At 37.5% G+C, this 15,951-nt stretch carries 17 protein-coding genes and 1 pseudogene; 5 read left to right on the top strand and 13 right to left on the bottom strand.

What is annotated here, in order from left to right; all coding sequences use genetic code 11:
• Positions 1 to 2 precede the first annotated feature (2 nt).
• From dapF to KW850_RS16205, 4 genes are all read right to left on the bottom strand, one after another.
• Entirely contained in the window at positions 3 to 986 is a 984-nt protein-coding gene (dapF, locus tag KW850_RS16220) for a diaminopimelate epimerase (RefSeq protein ID WP_218348628.1), read from the bottom strand.
• A 78-nt stretch (positions 987 to 1,064) separates the two neighbouring features.
• Positions 1,065 to 1,850, bottom strand: a complete 786-nt coding sequence (locus KW850_RS16215) for a hypothetical protein (RefSeq protein WP_218348627.1) — start codon at positions 1,848 to 1,850, stop codon at positions 1,065 to 1,067.
• Between the two features lie 49 nt (positions 1,851 to 1,899).
• Positions 1,900 to 2,064 (bottom strand): hypothetical protein, encoded by a 165-nt coding sequence (locus KW850_RS16210; RefSeq protein WP_218348626.1) that lies wholly within the window; start codon positions 2,062 to 2,064, stop codon positions 1,900 to 1,902.
• A gap of 39 nt (positions 2,065 to 2,103) precedes the next feature.
• Positions 2,104 to 2,958 carry a patatin-like phospholipase family protein gene (locus tag KW850_RS16205; RefSeq protein WP_218348625.1) on the bottom strand — a complete coding sequence of 285 codons (855 nt, stop codon included), beginning with the start codon at positions 2,956 to 2,958 and terminating at the stop codon, positions 2,104 to 2,106.
• A gap of 230 nt (positions 2,959 to 3,188) precedes the next feature.
• Between KW850_RS16205 and KW850_RS16200 the strand changes: the two genes are divergently transcribed.
• Together KW850_RS16200 and KW850_RS16195 are read left to right on the top strand one after the other, a co-directional pair.
• A complete protein-coding gene (locus KW850_RS16200) occupies positions 3,189 to 4,316 on the top strand; it encodes an amidohydrolase (protein ID WP_218348624.1) in 1,128 nt (375 codons plus the stop codon).
• A gap of 306 nt (positions 4,317 to 4,622) precedes the next feature.
• Positions 4,623 to 5,183 (top strand): GNAT family N-acetyltransferase, encoded by a 561-nt coding sequence (locus KW850_RS16195; RefSeq protein ID WP_218348623.1) that lies wholly within the window; start codon positions 4,623 to 4,625, stop codon positions 5,181 to 5,183.
• A 53-nt stretch (positions 5,184 to 5,236) separates the two neighbouring features.
• Here KW850_RS16195 and KW850_RS16190 read toward each other — a convergent pair whose 3' ends face one another.
• Both KW850_RS16190 and KW850_RS16185 read right to left on the bottom strand, forming a co-directional pair.
• Positions 5,237 to 5,395, bottom strand: coding sequence for a hypothetical protein (locus KW850_RS16190; RefSeq protein WP_218348622.1), 159 nt, complete (start codon positions 5,393 to 5,395; stop codon positions 5,237 to 5,239).
• A gap of 91 nt (positions 5,396 to 5,486) precedes the next feature.
• Positions 5,487 to 6,257 carry an SDR family oxidoreductase gene (locus KW850_RS16185; RefSeq protein WP_218348621.1) on the bottom strand — a complete coding sequence of 257 codons (771 nt, stop codon included), beginning with the start codon at positions 6,255 to 6,257 and terminating at the stop codon, positions 5,487 to 5,489.
• A 185-nt stretch (positions 6,258 to 6,442) separates the two neighbouring features.
• Between KW850_RS16185 and KW850_RS16180 the strand changes: the two genes are divergently transcribed.
• Positions 6,443 to 6,925, top strand: a complete 483-nt coding sequence (locus KW850_RS16180) for an Hsp20/alpha crystallin family protein (protein WP_308128816.1) — start codon at positions 6,443 to 6,445, stop codon at positions 6,923 to 6,925.
• 71 nt (positions 6,926 to 6,996) lie between these two features.
• Here the strand turns inward: KW850_RS16180 and KW850_RS16175 are convergent, their stop codons facing one another.
• Together KW850_RS16175 and KW850_RS16170 are read right to left on the bottom strand one after the other, a co-directional pair.
• A complete protein-coding gene (locus KW850_RS16175; RefSeq protein ID WP_256358291.1) occupies positions 6,997 to 7,452 on the bottom strand; it encodes a FixH family protein in 456 nt (151 codons plus the stop codon).
• Between the two features lie 18 nt (positions 7,453 to 7,470).
• The gene (locus tag KW850_RS16170; RefSeq protein ID WP_256358290.1) at positions 7,471 to 7,743 is read right to left on the bottom strand and encodes a hypothetical protein; all 273 of its coding nucleotides are present in this window, start codon (positions 7,741 to 7,743) and stop codon (positions 7,471 to 7,473) included.
• Positions 7,744 to 7,843: 100 nt separating this feature from the next.
• Between KW850_RS16170 and KW850_RS16165 the strand changes: the two genes are divergently transcribed.
• Positions 7,844 to 8,089 (top strand): DNA alkylation repair protein, encoded by a 246-nt coding sequence (locus KW850_RS16165; protein WP_218348620.1) that lies wholly within the window; start codon positions 7,844 to 7,846, stop codon positions 8,087 to 8,089.
• Between the two features lie 73 nt (positions 8,090 to 8,162).
• On the opposite strand, the gene KW850_RS16160 is transcribed toward KW850_RS16165, so the two are convergent.
• The 5 genes and pseudogenes from KW850_RS16160 to KW850_RS16140 all read right to left on the bottom strand — a co-directional run.
• Entirely contained in the window at positions 8,163 to 8,984 is an 822-nt protein-coding gene (locus KW850_RS16160) for a hypothetical protein (RefSeq protein ID WP_218348619.1), read from the bottom strand.
• Between the two features lie 65 nt (positions 8,985 to 9,049).
• Positions 9,050 to 9,976 (bottom strand): CobW family GTP-binding protein, encoded by a 927-nt coding sequence (locus KW850_RS16155; RefSeq protein ID WP_218348618.1) that lies wholly within the window; start codon positions 9,974 to 9,976, stop codon positions 9,050 to 9,052.
• An 80-nt stretch (positions 9,977 to 10,056) separates the two neighbouring features.
• Positions 10,057 to 11,517 carry a lmo1851 family serine protease gene (locus tag KW850_RS16150; protein WP_483862185.1) on the bottom strand — a complete coding sequence of 487 codons (1,461 nt, stop codon included), beginning with the start codon at positions 11,515 to 11,517 and terminating at the stop codon, positions 10,057 to 10,059.
• 275 nt (positions 11,518 to 11,792) lie between these two features.
• Entirely contained in the window at positions 11,793 to 11,999 is a 207-nt protein-coding gene (copZ, locus tag KW850_RS16145) for a copper chaperone CopZ (protein ID WP_218348616.1), read from the bottom strand.
• A gap of 21 nt (positions 12,000 to 12,020) precedes the next feature.
• Positions 12,021 to 14,204, bottom strand: a pseudogene (locus KW850_RS16140) (heavy metal translocating P-type ATPase); the annotation flags it as partial.
• Between the two features lie 310 nt (positions 14,205 to 14,514).
• On the opposite strand from KW850_RS16140, the gene KW850_RS16135 reads away from it, so the two are divergent.
• A protein-coding gene (locus KW850_RS16135; RefSeq protein WP_256358289.1) for an IS3 family transposase occupies positions 14,515 to 15,857 on the top strand; the annotation gives its coding sequence in 2 pieces (ribosomal slippage) (positions 14,515 to 14,902 and positions 14,902 to 15,857; 1,344 coding nt in all).
• Positions 15,858 to 15,951 lie beyond the last annotated feature (94 nt).

Raw genomic sequence — 15,951 nt, 5'->3', positions numbered from 1 at the left:
CCCTATCCTTTTATTTGAGTTTCAACGTATTTTTGTGCCTCATTTTGTAACAGCTCATACGAAGACTGTTCAGACAGTTCCGTTTTCGCTGAAACTGTAAATGCCTTGTTCTCTAGGTCAACATTAATGGTGGCACTGTAAAGGTAAGTAGCATTGCCAATTAAGTCAATTGTATATTTTCTTTCAATTTCATGTACAACACATTGTACTTTTCCACCATTATTATAAACATTTATAACATTTTCAAATTTATTTAATTCCTGTAAACAAGTAACAAGTGTGGAAGCTGACATTGCTGTCCCACAAGCATTCGTAAAACCAACACCACGCTCAAACGTTCTTACATAAATTGAACCTGGCTGCAGATACTTAACAAAGCTTACATTCACACCGTCAGGGAATAGATGATTTGGGCCATTTACTTTTTCACTTAACTGTTTTTGAAGATCGCCTTCCAGCTGTTCCGCTTCAACAATGGCAATTAAATGTGGATTAGGAACAGCAAGTGCTGTAAACCTTAAATCTGCTGAAAGTTCTTCGATTTTTTCATTAAATAAGGTTGGTTTATTTAAATTTAAAGGGAGAGCTTTTAATTCAAATAAAACCGGGGAAATTTCCACCTGGTAGGTATGGATATTTGGCAGCAGGTCGTTTTGTTTCCTTACCTGTAAATTTGTTTTCATCGTTTCAATCACGGCTTTATTTTGCCCAAGATGCTCACATACATATCTCGCCACGAGCCGTAGTCCATTTCCACACATTGAGGCCTCTGAACCGTCAGAGTTAAAAACGCGCATTCTACCATCGGCATTTTTACTATTCATAACGAATAGGATTCCATCAGCACCTAATTCAGACTGACGATTACATAACAATTTTGCGAGTTCCGCTCGTTCATGTTCCGAAAAGACATATCCATTTGACATTTCATCAATGATGATAAAGTCATTTCCCGAACCATGACCTTTAATTAATTTGACTTGCATCGTAATACCCCCACACCATGATATAAGTATGTTATTTATCATATCAAACAATGTTCGTAAGGGAAACTGTCCAAGCTTCTATCTTTCGATAAAATACTCATTAACCAAGAATGACATTCGAAGGAGTTTGTCTTGTTCTGATAAAGTCTCTCTCAGGGTGAGTACGGGCGTATTGGGTTCTGGAAACAAAGAACTCCAATCAATTGGCATCCAGCCGCGCCTAAGCCTTGCGTCCTGATGGTGATGTTGATTTATTAATCGCTCATCCATAAAGACTGCTGCCCCTTCAACAGCACCAATTAACCTGCCTTTCGAATCTAGTAATTCCTTTTTAAGTGATCTCCAATTTTGTTTTCTTCTTTCAAAACAGCCCAGGTACTGCTTCCTTTGATTAAATACCTCAATTTTTATCACTTTTCTGCCACTAACCTTAAAATAACCGATTGCTTGGTTATCGATATTATAGAGTGCATACATCTTTGTAATGGCTAACTTTTTTAACCCTTTGCCTCGGTACCTTTTTATCATTCCAGCCATATGCCCGTTAGGAAAATAGAATAGTAGTTTTGATGCGTTCGTGTTCAAATACAATACCAGTAAATGTCGTGCGTCAAATAACGACATACTGCCACCCTTGGAATTCCCCATACTTCTGGCAATTGAAATCGATTGCCTCCTTCTGAAAAGATAGAATTGAAAACTAACTAAGCTATAGATAAGAAATGGGATTGTAAAAAACATGATATCTTTCGTTTTAAAAATAGAAAGGTTACCAGCGACGATTAGGATTGCTGGAATTAATGCAGTAATACTACCATTTAAGTTCAAATTAGCTGTATCCCGGTAATATTCATTTATTTTCATCTGGAAAACTCCTTATCAATTCCTCTCTACTTAGTTTATTTAATAGTAACTAAAAAAATGATAGGAGATTTTGATTAAATAAATACGTTTTGTTAAACTTGCCTGTTGATTTCAGTTCTAGGCGCGGGCGGTTCGGGGAGCCACATCCCTTAGGAGTCTTCCCGCCTTCCCCTCCAATCAACAGGGTGCCAAAATCAACAATAAGCTTTAACATCCCCCAAAAAAAAAAGAAGAGACTTGTAGGTCCCTTCTCTTAATCGTTAATATAGGTAAGGATCGATGACATGGCTGATCTCGCATCCTCGTACCCTTGATTGTATAGTTCTTCAAGCCTTCCCGGATTCCGTTCCATTCTACCGACCTTTAAGGGCTTGGTGGGACGGATAATTAAAACATTTCCTGTTTCCTCTTCCTTATTAAGATATTCGACCGTTTCATTATAGATTTGGTATCGATTCCTAAGGGAATGTTGCAAGCCTTTATATCCAGGGTATTTTCGATCGACGAGAAAATGTAACTTTGAAGGCTTTTTCATATACCCTTTGTTTCTTGTTAGAATCACGATATTTTTGGTAAACCCATCCTGCTGAGCTTTCTTGATTGGTATGGGGTCGCTAATTCCACCATCAAGTAGTACTTTATCTTTAAAACGAACTTCAGGTGCAATAAACGGTAAGGAGCTCGATGCACGTAATACGGTTAACAGGTCATTCCCATAATCTTTCTTTTTGTAATACACAGGCTTACCTGTCAGACAATCCGTGGCCCCTACGACAAATTCTGTCGGACTATTGTAAAAAACATCATAATGGTAGGGAACATGTTTATTTGGAATTTCGTCAAAAATAAAATCCATCCCAAAAAATTGCCGATTCCGGAAATAATTTTTCCATGAAATATATCTTGGGTCAGAAGCATATTCAATCGTAACGGTTTTATTTCTTCCTTTTTGCTTTGACAAATAGGAGGCAGCATTACATGCACCTGCAGAAACCCCGATTACATAAGGAAAAAATAATTGAGATTCTAAAAAGTATTCAAGGATACCGGCCGTGTAAACACCACGCATTCCTCCACCTTCTAGTACCAAACCGACTTGATTTTCCATCTTGCCCCGCCCTTTCATTGTTTACATTATTCATTTGTCATTATAGTCCTTCTCATTTTATTTACAAAATGAAACGACTTTGTGATGACTCCTGCTCTAATTACTCATACCATTTGAAAAAAGGTTCATTATTTTTATTGAAAAAATTTATCCGGATACACTATTCCCTAGGCACCTAAATTGTTAAAATTGATAAAATAACTATTATCAACGTGAAGAAAGGTTTTTTTATGACAAAAATACTTTTAAAAAATGCCACGGTTTATCCAATTACATCTGAGCCCATCCCATATGGGGATGTGTTAATTGAAGGCGGGAAAATCCTTAAAATTGGAAAAAATCTAAAGACTGATTTAACTGTAAAAATCATCGATTGTGGGAATTTATTTCTGTTTCCTGGCTTCATAGATGTTCATACCCATTTAGGCCTTTATGATGAAGGAACAGGCTGGGCCGGGAATGATGCCAATGAAACGGCTGAAGCGCTCACGCCCCATATTCGTGCAATTGATGGAGTATATCCGTTGGACCCAGCCTTCACTGATGCTGTTAAAAGCGGGATTACCACAGCTAATGTTATGCCAGGTAGTGCCAATGTTATTGGAGGAACCACTTCCGTGATCAAAACTACCGGCAGAAATATTAAAAAAATGATTAGACGAGAGGTCTCAGGTTTAAAAATTGCTTTAGGGGAAAATCCAAAAAGAATTCATAGCCACGGCAACAATGATTCCATTACCCGGATGGGCATTATGGGAATGCTTAGGGAAGCCTTCTACCAAGCTATCCATGCCGATAATCCAGACCTTCCTAGGATAGCTCCGATCGTCATGGCCATCAAAAGAGAAATTCCAGTTAGAATTCATGCCCATCGTGCTGATGATATTATTTCAGCGCTACGATTCGCGGAAGAATTTAATCTTGATTTACGAATTGAGCACTGCACAGAGGGTCACCTAATCGCCAGTGAATTATCAGGGATCGATTTAAAGGTATCGGTTGGTCCTACCTTAACGCGAAGGTCAAAAGTCGAACTGAAAAATAAAACCTGGAAAACCTATCAGGAATTGACTAATCATGGTGTCGAAGTATCGATTACCACCGATCATCCCTATACACCAATCCAATACTTAAATATTTGTGCGAGCCTAGCTGTCCGTGAGGGATTACCAGAACAAAAAGCCCTTGAGGGAATTACGATACTGCCAGCTAAAAATTTAAAAATAGACACTCAAGTTGGAAGTATTGAGGAAGGTAAGGAAGCAGATTTAGTCCTATGGAGTCACCATCCTTTCCATTACTTGGCTAAGCCAAAATGGACGATAATCGGCGGCGAAATGGTCTATCAAGAAACATAGAATTTTGCTGAAATTTGGTAAAAAATATTATCGAAAAATCCACAAAAAACCTATTTATTTTTTATCTATTTTCTTGTATTATACTCTAAGTGAAACCAATAAAAACCTGAAAGTCTTTGGGGGTTTATAAGCATATTCTGGTTAACAAAAAAATGAAATAGGGAAGGCAAATGGTGCGCCACCAGTTTTACTGGTTCTAGTGGGTTCGATTCCCACCCCGAAATTTTTTAGTAAAATTATAAAAAATTTCGAGGGTGGGCCGTTTCTTTTGACATGGGATCGGAATGCCCTAATGGAGGGATATTCATGCTTAAAAAACGTGATCTTCATGACAGCCACACATTGTACGAATTAATGACCCACCCTGATGTCTTCCCTTTTGTGCGCCAAAAAGCTGATTCCTATGAAGAATTCTTATTTATGACAAAACAAACCATTGAAGCCGAAGAACGCGGTGAATTAATATCACGAACCATTCTGGATGAATGGGGTGCGCCTATTGGTACTATCAATCTTTTTGATATAGAGGATAACGCTGGGTTTTTAGGAACTTGGCTTGGCAAGCCTTTTCATGGAAAAGGATATAATAGTCCGGCTAAGGATGCCTTTTTTCAGGAACTTTTCTATGAATTAGGCATTGAAACAGTCTTTATGAGAATACGCAAGGTTAATATACGCTCAATCAAAGCAGCGGAAAAACTTCCTTATGTAATAATAGCAAATGAAACGAGAAAATCTATATATGATCAACTGAACGCAAATGGTGATGTGTATGATTTATATGAGATACCAAAAGATCAGTACACCTTCTACCTCATGCGAAATGGTGCTGCTCAATCCGACGATTCACAATTGTTAGAAGCATAAAGAAGCAATCGGCCATGTCCGATTGCTTTTTGTTTAACATTTTTTAAGAAATATTATTCCGTTATGTTCTGTTGAATCGTTTCATTCACGTCATTAAGACCCATTTGGAGCAAAAATTCATCTAGTTCCTCATTTGTTAATGTTTCAAAGCGGCCATCATGAAAAAATATCTGGGTTTGATTAGGGTTAATTCTGTTCATATTAAAACTCATTTTCTTTGCTCCTTTCATAGATGATTGGTATCTATTGTCCACAAAAAGAGCTATTTCCATTCATGAAAATCAAATAGTTCAAAAAATTATACTAATTCTTATTTACCTTTCCTAATACATCCGTTCCCCCAGTAACAGGAATAATACTTCCTGTTATAAAATCAGACTTCTCGTCAGCTAGGAAAGCAATGACTCTGGCAATATCCTCTCCTGTTCCATGCCTGCCGATAGGAGCATTTCCAATCACACCCATTGCCTCCTCGATATTACTCTCTTTCCATTGGTTGATTATATCACCTGGGCAAACCATATTCGCAGTAATCCCGTTTTCGGCTTCCTCGATCGCAATGGTCCTTGTAAGTGAGGCCAAACCAGTCTTCGCTGCAGCAAAGGCTGACCGAAATATCCAACCTGGTGCAGTTTCAACTCGATCATATCCAAACGTAATAATTCTCCCCCATTTTTGCTTTCGCATCGGAGGAATAACTAATTTTGTTAAATAAAAAACCGCACTTAAATTCCCTTGTACGATATAGTTCCATTCTTCGAAAGAATAGTCTGCCAGTTTTTTTCGTTCATGAATATATGGACCTGCATTATGTACTAAAACGTCCACTGTATGGAAAGTCGAAAGTGTTTCATTAACAATGCGGATACAATCCTCCTTGGTTGCTACATCTCCTTGAACAGCAATGTTTTTGGTTCCAAAGCATTCTGTCAATTGGTTTGCTAAAGAAATTGCTTCTGTTTTGCTATTACGATAGTTAATGGCAAGTTGATAACCATTCTCCGCAAGATATAAAGCCGTTTTTTTGCCAATACCAGTTGCTCCTCCCGTAATCAAAGCCGTTTTCTTTTTCACAAATCATTACCTCTCTATGTTTAGAATATCTTTCTTAACTATATGTTAACTAGAGATGTTTATACGCAATTTTTACTTTCTTGAATAAAGTTTAAAAGGATAGACCGCTTGTCAGGAACTTAGGTTTTAATAACGAATGGGCAAATGTTAGCATAGGATACAAATATCTAAGTAAGGAGGAAAGGATGAGATCATTGTTCCCGTGGAACCTATTCCCATTTGATAAAAACATCAAGGATAAGATGGCAAAAATGAAGCCTGAAGAAATCAATCATTATGTTCAGGATATAATAGGTAAAATTATGCCTGGAAACATGAAAGCTGGAATCAATCCTCAGGAGATGTTCCAGGGATTCCAACCGTCGGTATCCACACCAGTTTCCTCGAACGATCGTTTACATTCAACTGCTTTCGAAACACATGATTTTGTTTATGTTAGAATTTTAATAAATAAAGAGGAGTGGGTAAAACAACTTCGGATCTATCATACCTCCAATCAACTAATTGTAGAGCATCTCCCTCAGCATGAAGATAAACATACAATAACTCTGCCTGCCATTGTGAAAAAGAAGGGCGCAACAGCTACCTTCAAAGATGGCATCCTTGAAGTCAAAATTCCTAAAAATATTGACATGCAATATTCTCAGATTGATGTTACCGAAATTTAATTACTATTCAGAAAAAGGTGTTAAGTACAAAGGACAGCAAATTGCTGTCCTTTTTGTCAATGTCAGTAATGTTATTCCTTCGTATCATCCATGTTCATGTCATCCATTGAGCTCTTTGCATTTGCATCCTCCGGTTCACTCGGACTCCCAACAACAAATTCTTCTTTAGGCATATTATGCATATCTCTTGCTGTAACGTGTGAAATGATATAATACGTTCCTTCTTGAGTGAATGATTTTTCCATCCGATAGATTCCATTTTCTGTATGTTTAATTTCAACCTTTTCATGGTTTGGATCCTTAGCACGCCATATCTCAAAAATAACCTCTGCATCGTTTACCTTATCATTTCCCTGAGTAACCTTCGCCTCAAATGTAACCGGCTTATTTACTTCACTGGGATTTGGTTTAATGGACAAGTCTACTTCAACCATTTGCGGTAGATTGTCACTTTGATCTTGTTTATTACACGAGACAACGATACTTAAACAAAGAACCATTACTAAAAAAACGGTAAACCTTTTCAAAATTCCTCTCTCCTAACTTCATTCTTCCATCACTTCATTATGAATTTTTATTAACTGTACCTTGGCTTCATGCGAAATTGTTGAATCACTCACTCTTTTGATTGCAGAATAATATTTCTCAAATTTGCTTTTCCTGATCCTCGGGTGTGAATTTTCATCAAGGAGCTCTCTTTTTATCGCTTCTCGCAAAGTGACCTCACTGCTTTTACCCTTGGTATCTAGTAAACGATTATTCCAAATCATCCGATATTCTTCTAATAAATGATCAATGGAAGCCTTTTCTTTAGACAAAAAAAATCCCCTCCTTTTGTCTTCACTTGCATTGTTACATATTTCCTCCCCTTTTTGCAAAAAATAAAGGTTAACATATCCATGGAAGGAGCAAGCTTATATGTCTACACCTTATAAATGTCCAAATTGCAAGACGAATCGAAGCCGCTTTAATGTGATTCAACAAGTTTCTCATTCTGTTAAGCTCGACCCGCAATCAGGTGACGTCATCAAAGAGTATGCTGAAAACGAATTAGAACCCTTCCATCTCCCCTATAACGGCCCTGAATATCGGGTACAATGCGGTGCTTGCGGTTTAGTGGAGGATGAGCGTACCTTTATAAAATTTGGCGAACAACCCTTATAGCACTTTCCAAACAAAAACATCCTTTATTGGAGTGTCCAATAGTGAGGATGTTTTTGTTTTTTGCTGGGTTTTTTTATTGAAGTTCATTTTGCTTAAGAAAATCCTTTGAATCCACTTTCCAAGCGTCAATTGGTGAAAATCTGATCAAATGAATATTTCCCCTAAAGGTTTGTCGACCTCTATTTTTTATAAACCAGTCGATTTCAACGGGTACATCCAAACTAATTTCTTCTTTTAAATCCTCTGCTGGTAAGAGTTCCATCCGAGAAATGCTAATATTATCTACATCCTCTAAAATGGGCTTCCAGTTAATTTTTTGCAGCGAGGCTTCTGATGTAATTCTGCGATCTTGCTGTTTAAATCCTGCAATATAGGCATTTATGACTTCATACGGATTCGCTTTTCCTAAATACCGATTTAATTGCCCAGAAGCTTTCAACACCATGAGCATATGTGATAAGTCCATTGAATTGGTTCGATGGGTAGTACTTCCATAAAAATGGATACAAAAGTGTCCAGGAAAGTTATTCTGGAGTGCTCCAGCACCATGAGGCATCCCATGCATGGAACCTGCTATCCACTGGTCCTTATGAATGACAATAATGGCCCGGCGTTTCCAGCTCCATTTGCCCCCATATATTCTTTTCATAATCTTTGTGTCTTTTGAGGTTAAAGGTTGTACGTCAGCATGGTGGCTCCCCGCACGTCTTTGTACTTTAAACTTTTTACCCGTTTCTACGTCCATAACTGTAAATTTTGTGTACTTAGGGAGGATTTGATTAACGTCTTTCCAGTTTAACATCTCAATTTTATAACTAATGGTTGATGCAGCTTTAACTCCTTGACCGTATAGGAGGATATGAATACATACAAAAAAAATAATTACCCTCTTCATAGCATCCTCCTTTTAGAAATAAACTTTGCTACATTAAAAGAGTTACCTGAAGAGGAAATTATCATTCATTCAATCCTTGTATTTTTGTTATTTTCAAGATTTTCTAGTTCTATTTTGATCCCATTCCAATCAATATCCTCACCGATAAATACAAGGTTTAATGGCATATTCATGTCCTCTTTCAAATATATCGGCATTCCATAAGAAAATTGAAATAAATAAGGAAGGTGCGAATAGTCGAACTTTAGATAACCTTTAATACGGTAAATAGTGTCCGGTAGTTTTTTCAAAAAATCTTCAAATTCTGTTTGGCTAATGGCTGCATTAAATCGGTATACAAAGGTCGTTAAATTTAAATGGGCAGGCTGAGCAGCCTTCTCTAAAGAAACAGAAAGACTTCGCAACTGTTCAATTGCAACTTGTGAAAAATTAGTCAAAAGACATCTTGCATTTGGATTAATGGACTGAATTTCGAAAGTAATCTTTGATTGCTCATTCTCTTTTAATTCATTCATTTTATTTACAAGGATGAAGTCTGCATGTCTTACCTGTTCTAGGATTAATTGCTGAAGCTGCGGATTTAATGATTTTCGATCCATCCACCTTGTGCCGTCAACTGTTGTGATAATTCCCTTAATGTTTAATTTATCTGCAAATAATGGCGATAGGATCGCATCTAAAACCTCCACAGGGTGGGCAGCACCGGTCGTTTCGATATAGATCACTTCAGGTTTTTCCACTACCAATAGACCTTGTAATTGCGCTTCCAGCTTGTCCTGTATGGAACAGCAAATACATCCACCCAGAAGCTCTTTTAAGGTAACACCTTCATCATCTACAACATCAGAATCAATAGAGACCTTCCCTAATTCATTCATCATGACAGCTGTTTTTCTTCCCGTTCGATGTTCATCCGCTAACAATCGTTTGAGAAGGCTAGTTTTCCCACTCCCTAAAAAACCAGATAAAATATAAACCTCAGCTTTTTTCATTTTTCATCTCCCTTTCTATTGATCATTGATGACGATCTCAAAAAATGAACCCAACTCTAAGGGAGTCGGGTCGGTTTTGTTTATTTCATTGTTCCCTTTAAGACTTTGATCGCCTCTTGCAATTGTGTATCATTGTTTTTAATTTTATCTCTTAATAATTCCATTAGTTTCATGGTAGAATCGCCTTTTAAAATTCCAGTGGCTGGGAGCTTTTGTGCTTTTTGGAATGCTGTAACGGCTACTTTTGTCTTTTTGTCAAAAAATCCGTCTGTACGGCCTGGGTCATATCCAACCGCTTTTAACATTTTCTGTGCTGTTTGCACTTCTGTGCCCGAACTAGATTGTTTAAGTTCTTTATCTGGATCAATAATAGTTAAGGTTGCATAGTCAGGTAAGGCCACTGCCACATCTGGGTTTATACCTTTTTTATGGATCCAATTGCCATTTGGTGTTAGCCATTTTGCGGTTGTAAACTTAAGATTTGAACCATCCTTAAAGTCTGAAGCAGTTTGAACTGTTCCTTTCCCAAATGACTTTTCGCCCACAAGTTTTACACCTGCTGATTCTTTTACAGCGCCAGCCAGAATTTCAGATGCACTAGCACTACCCTTATCAATTAAAACAACCAAAGGAAGATTTGGGTTTCCTTCATTTTGAGAAGGATACTCCTTGATCTTTCCGTTTCGATCTTCAACTTTTAAGATCAGTTTTCCTTTTGGAACGAACATGCTTGAAATAGAGATAGCCTGATCTAAAAGACCACCTGGATTTTGGCGCAAATCTAATACAAGCCCCTTCATTCCTTTACCATTTAATTCATTAAGTTTTTCCACTAGTTCCTTTGCTGTATTGCTTGAAAAACTTGTAATTTGAACCTTAGCAATGCCGTCACCAACCATTTCACCATAAACGGTTTCAATCGGAATTTCATCACGAATAATAGGGACTGACATTGGAGCATCTGATCCAGGACGTTGTACAGACAACTCTACTTTGGTACCCTTCTTGCCTCGAATCAGGGTAACCGCTTGAGTTGAATTCATGCCCTGGAGACTCTTTCCATTCACAGACAGGATCATGTCATTTGGCTTTAAGCCAGCTTTTTCAGCAGGAGAGCCCTTGATCGGAGAAACAATCACGATATGCCCGTCCTTTTCCTGAATTTCGGCTCCAATACCTTCAAATGAAGAAGAAATACTGCCATGAAAGCTCTCAGCTTCTTCATTCGTCATATAATCTGAATAGGGGTCATCCAGCGACTCCACCATACCGTTTATAGCACCATTAATAACCTTTTTTTGATCGATTTCCTTGTAATAACCACTCTTTAAAGTATCAAACGCTTCATAGAGTTTAGTAAATTCTTGTCTTTCGGTTCCAACTGTAACTACCTTTTCATCTCCAAATGCAAGCGCAAATGTTGTAATTCCCGCAGAAAGAAACACAACCATAAACAACAGCATGATAAAATGAAACTTTTTTAATCGTATGTATCCCGTTTTGTTTTCTACTTGCTCTTGTCCAGTATTGGTATCTTCCACTTTTTCTTGTCCAATTTTCTCATCTTCCAAAGCCTTCACCACTTTCATTCACCATAAAAATTAGAAATGATCTAGTTGACTGCCATTTGCAATTCCTAGGTGGTTTTTCAAATTTTCAGCATTAATAATCAAACACTAAAAAATCAACCCTTAGTGATTAGAATAACATCTTTCACATAAAATTAACAAAGAAAAGTTAATGAAATAAATAAATATCACAGTGAATTGATTTCACAACAAAAAGGCACCTACCAATTGGTAAGTGCCTTTTGTTTTTATTCTACATCATATCCTTGATCTTCGACGGCTTCTTTTAGTTTCTTAATTGAGGCTTTACTTGAATCATGACCTACCTCAACCTTACCATCTTTTAATGAAACATTTACTTCGCTTACGCCTTTTACACTGAGAAGGGCATTTTTGACTGCTTTTTCGCAATGTCCGCATGTCATTCCTGTAACCTGTAATGTTGTTTTCTCCATGACGATTACCTCGCTTTTTAATTAGATATTAACTCTCTTCAAGCGAAGGGAGTTTGACACGACTGAAACTGAACTAAATGCCATGGCTGCACCTGCAACCCAAGGGACTAATAAACCTAGAGCGGCAATCGGAATTCCTCCTGAATTATATACAAGCGCCCAGAAAAGGTTTTGACGTATATTTTGCATTGTTTTTTTACTTAACCTTATGGCTTTTGGAATCAAAGTTAGTTCTCCGCCAAGAATCGTAATATCGGCAGCTTCAATTGCTACGTCTGTTCCTGTACCAATGGCAATCCCGATATCGGCAACCGCAAGTGCTGGGGCATCATTTATTCCATCACCCACCATAGCCACTTTTAGACCTCTTTGTTGTAATTGTTTCACATGATTAGCCTTTTCCTCTGGCAGGACTTCTGCAATGACATGGTTTATACCTACTTGATGAGCGATTGCCTTTGCGGTCCGTTCATTATCACCTGTTAGCATAAACACTTCAATACCGAGATCGTGTAATTGCTGAACGGCCAATTTTGCTGTTTCTTTGACCGTATCAGCAACAGCAACCAGACCGATTATATCAGAATTAATCGCAATAAACATGGCGGTTTTTCCTTCGTTTTCTAAACGAGTCAGTTCTTGTTCTCCTTTGACGCTAGAAATATTTTTTAGCTTCATCAGCTTACGGGTGCCTACGAATATTTCATCATCGCCAATTTTCGCTTCAATCCCATAGCCAGGTACAGCTTTAAACCGTTTGACAGGAAGCGTACTAGTTCTTTTTTCAACCCCATATTTTACAATCGCTTCTGCAAGTGGATGTTCTGAAGACTTCTCAGCTGATACAAGATATTGAAGTACTTTTTTCTCCTCTTCGTAGGCAATAAAATCTGTGACTATTGGTTGTCCCTTTGTAATAGTGCCTGTTTTATCGAGGATGATAGCATTGATTTTATGGGCTAATTCTAAATGTTCTCCACCTTTAAACAGAATTCCCATTTCAGCGCCCTTCCCTGTCCCGACCATAATCGATGTCGGAGTTGCAAGGCCAAGTGCACAAGGGCATGCAATCACTAAAACAGCTATCGCTGTTTCTAATGCAGCAGAAAACTCACCCGGATGAACAAAGAAATACCAAAGCAAAAATGTCAACAAAGAGATGACGACCACAACCGGGACAAAATATCCAGAAATTGTATCAGCAACACGCTGAATAGGAGCCTTGCTGCCTTGTGCTTCTTCAACAATCTTTATGATCCCGGCAAGTGCCGTGTCTTTACCCACTTTCACGGCTTTAATCGTTAAGGTTCCATTTTTATTCATCGTTGAACCAATAACTTGATCCCCAACTGATTTCTCAACAGGGATAGACTCACCAGTAATCATCGACTCATCTACAGAAGACTGGCCTAATGTTACAACGCCATCAACCGGAATTTTTTCCCCAGGTTTGACTAGTAAGAGATCAGCAACCCTTACTTCTTCAATTGGAAGTTGAAACTCCTTCCCGTTTCTAATGACTGTTGCTTCTTTTACTTGAAGACTCAGCAGTTTTGAAATGGCGATAGTGGTTTTCCCTTTTGCCATTGTTTCAAATAATTTCCCCAAAAGAATTAAGGTAATCAGCACAGCACTGGTTTCAAAATATAGATGCGGCATATAGGCGTGATTTCCAATTGTTTTCACCCCTTCAGCTAGGCTATAAAAATAGGCCGCTGAAGTTCCTAAGGTCACTAGTACATCCATATTCGCGCTTTTATTTTTCAATGCCTTGAAAGCACCAACATAAAACTGCCCGCCTATATAAAATTGCACCGGGGTTACCATGAGAAATTGAAACCATGGATTCATGAATAAATGGGGCATTGGCAACCCTAGATCAATTGGAATATGAGCAAGCATCGTATATAAAAGTGGAATCGTCAGAATCACTGAGAGTAGAAACTTCCTTTTTTTCTGTCTCAATTCCTCTTCTTTATATTGTTGTTTTTGTCCCACTTCATCAAATCGTACTCCATAACCAAGCTTTTCTATTCTAGTAATAATATCATTACTTGATACATGCTCCGAATCGAAAGAAATAGCTGCACTTTCCATTGCCAAATTGACATTTGCTTCTACACTGTCCATTTTATTAAGAACTTTTTCAATTCGTGTTGAACAGGCGGCACATGTCATTCCAGTAATATCCAATTTAAGCTGTTCTTTCATATTAATCACCCTCTTATTTATACTATACCCCCGGAGTGTATATTTGGTCAAACAGAGTAAAACAAAATCTTACTATATTAAATTTATGCCTATTTTAGACGTGTTTCGATGATTTTTGTCACAAAGACATTTGATTTTTTATTAATTCTCCATGATGATGACGAGTTCCTGTTTATTAGAGAAAAATAAAAAGCCTCATCCTAGTGTAAAATGTACCCTATAGAGTAGACACTTAAAAAAAGTCTACCTATAGGGTACTTTTTTGTATAATTAAGAAAAAATGGGGATTGGGGAATAGCCCGAAATGAGTAAAAAAGTATTTACAGAGAAAGAGATTAAGTTACTTTCAAAGAACCCTTTTGTTAAGTCAGTTAGTCCAAAGGGGATTACTTACACTGATGAATTTAAGCATATTTTTATGGAAGAAAATGATAAGGGAAAGTTTCCAAGACAGATATTTGAGGAATATGGATTCGATATAGATGTTATTGGAATTGACCGAGTTAGATCATCGGGCAAAAGATGGCGTGCAGCCTACCGAGAAAATGGAGTATCTGGGCTGCGTGATACTAGAACTGAAAAATCAGGAAGACCTTCTGAAAGAGAACTTACACTAGAAGAGAAATACGCAAGATTAGAAGCTCAACATAATTTATTAAAGGCAGAAAATGAACTTTTAAAAAAGATACGATTTGCAGAAAGGGGGCTGAAGAAAAAGAAATAACTTTATCAGCTGACCAAAAGTTTATCCTTATTCGTTCCGTTATTGAGAAGTACGAATTGAAAAATATGGTGAGCTATTTATGTGATGTCGCTGGAGTCTCACGTTCTGGCTACTATAATTATTTCTCTGCAAAATCTCAAGAACGAAGAAAACAAAAAGATGAACAGGACGAAATCGTAAAAGAAATAATATTGAAAGCCTTTCATTTTAAGGGCCGTAAAAAAGGGGCACGTCAAATCAAAATGACTTTGGCGGGTCAATTTAATGTTAAGTACAATTTGAAGCTGATTCGAAGAATTATGAAGAAGTACGCCATTATCTGCCCCATTCGGAAGGCAAATCCATATAGACGTATGATGAAAGCCACACAGGAACATCGAGTTGTGCCGAATCTATTGAACCAACAATTTAAGCAGGAAGTCCCAGGCAAAGTCCTCTTAACTGATATTACATATTTATTTTACGGCCAGGGCCAGAAGGCCTACTTATCGACAATTAAAGATAGCTCTACTAATGAAATCGTGGCCTATCATGTGTCAGACCGTATCACGATGGATTTAGCTACAGACACCCTTCTTAAGTTAAAAAAGAATCGAAACTTTAGAAAAGCAGAGGATGCATTGATTCACTCCGATCAAGGTACTCACTATACACACCCTGACTTTCAAAAATTAGTGAAAAAGCTTGGACTACGTCAATCTATGTCAAGACGAGGAAACTGTTGGGATAACGCTCCACAGGAATCATTCTTTGGTCATTTTAAGGATGAAGCCTCTATTAAGCCATGTGCGAATTTAGAAGAACTAAAGCGTGAAATAAAGCAATATATGATCTTTTACAATAACTATAGATACCAATGGAGCTTAAAAAAGATGACCCCTGTTCAATACGAGGGCACTGAAAAAGTCCAATATCTAAATTAGGCAGTTGAAAGTTTCAATTGAATTGAACTTTCAACTGCCTTTTTAATTTATAATTAATGATATTAAATGTATGTAGGTGATTTCCAAAATGATC

Source organism: Bacillus sp. sid0103, from assembly GCF_019219025.1.
The sequence above is the reverse complement of the archived record's forward strand: the minus strand, read 5'-3'. Positions and strand labels throughout refer to the sequence as shown.

What these genes read in the sequence shown, in the direction of transcription:
- dapF (WP_218348628.1), bottom strand. Translation starts at nt 986, where the DNA reads ATGCAAGTCAAATTAATTAAAGGTCATGGTTCGGGAAATGACTTTATC.
- KW850_RS16215 (WP_218348627.1), bottom strand. Translation starts at nt 1,850, where the DNA reads ATGAAAATAAATGAATATTACCGGGATACAGCTAATTTGAACTTAAAT.
- KW850_RS16210 (WP_218348626.1), bottom strand. Translation starts at nt 2,064, where the DNA reads ATGTTAAAGCTTATTGTTGATTTTGGCACCCTGTTGATTGGAGGGGAA.
- KW850_RS16205 (WP_218348625.1), bottom strand. Translation starts at nt 2,958, where the DNA reads ATGGAAAATCAAGTCGGTTTGGTACTAGAAGGTGGAGGAATGCGTGGT.
- KW850_RS16200 (WP_218348624.1), top strand. Translation starts at nt 3,189, where the DNA reads ATGACAAAAATACTTTTAAAAAATGCCACGGTTTATCCAATTACATCT.
- KW850_RS16195 (WP_218348623.1), top strand. Translation starts at nt 4,623, where the DNA reads ATGCTTAAAAAACGTGATCTTCATGACAGCCACACATTGTACGAATTA.
- KW850_RS16190 (WP_218348622.1), bottom strand. Translation starts at nt 5,395, where the DNA reads ATGAGTTTTAATATGAACAGAATTAACCCTAATCAAACCCAGATATTT.
- KW850_RS16180 (WP_308128816.1), top strand. Translation starts at nt 6,443, where the DNA reads ATGAGATCATTGTTCCCGTGGAACCTATTCCCATTTGATAAAAACATC.
- KW850_RS16165 (WP_218348620.1), top strand. Translation starts at nt 7,844, where the DNA reads ATGTCTACACCTTATAAATGTCCAAATTGCAAGACGAATCGAAGCCGC.
- KW850_RS16160 (WP_218348619.1), bottom strand. Translation starts at nt 8,984, where the DNA reads ATGAAGAGGGTAATTATTTTTTTTGTATGTATTCATATCCTCCTATAC.
- KW850_RS16155 (WP_218348618.1), bottom strand. Translation starts at nt 9,976, where the DNA reads ATGAAAAAAGCTGAGGTTTATATTTTATCTGGTTTTTTAGGGAGTGGG.
- copZ (WP_218348616.1), bottom strand. Translation starts at nt 11,999, where the DNA reads ATGGAGAAAACAACATTACAGGTTACAGGAATGACATGCGGACATTGC.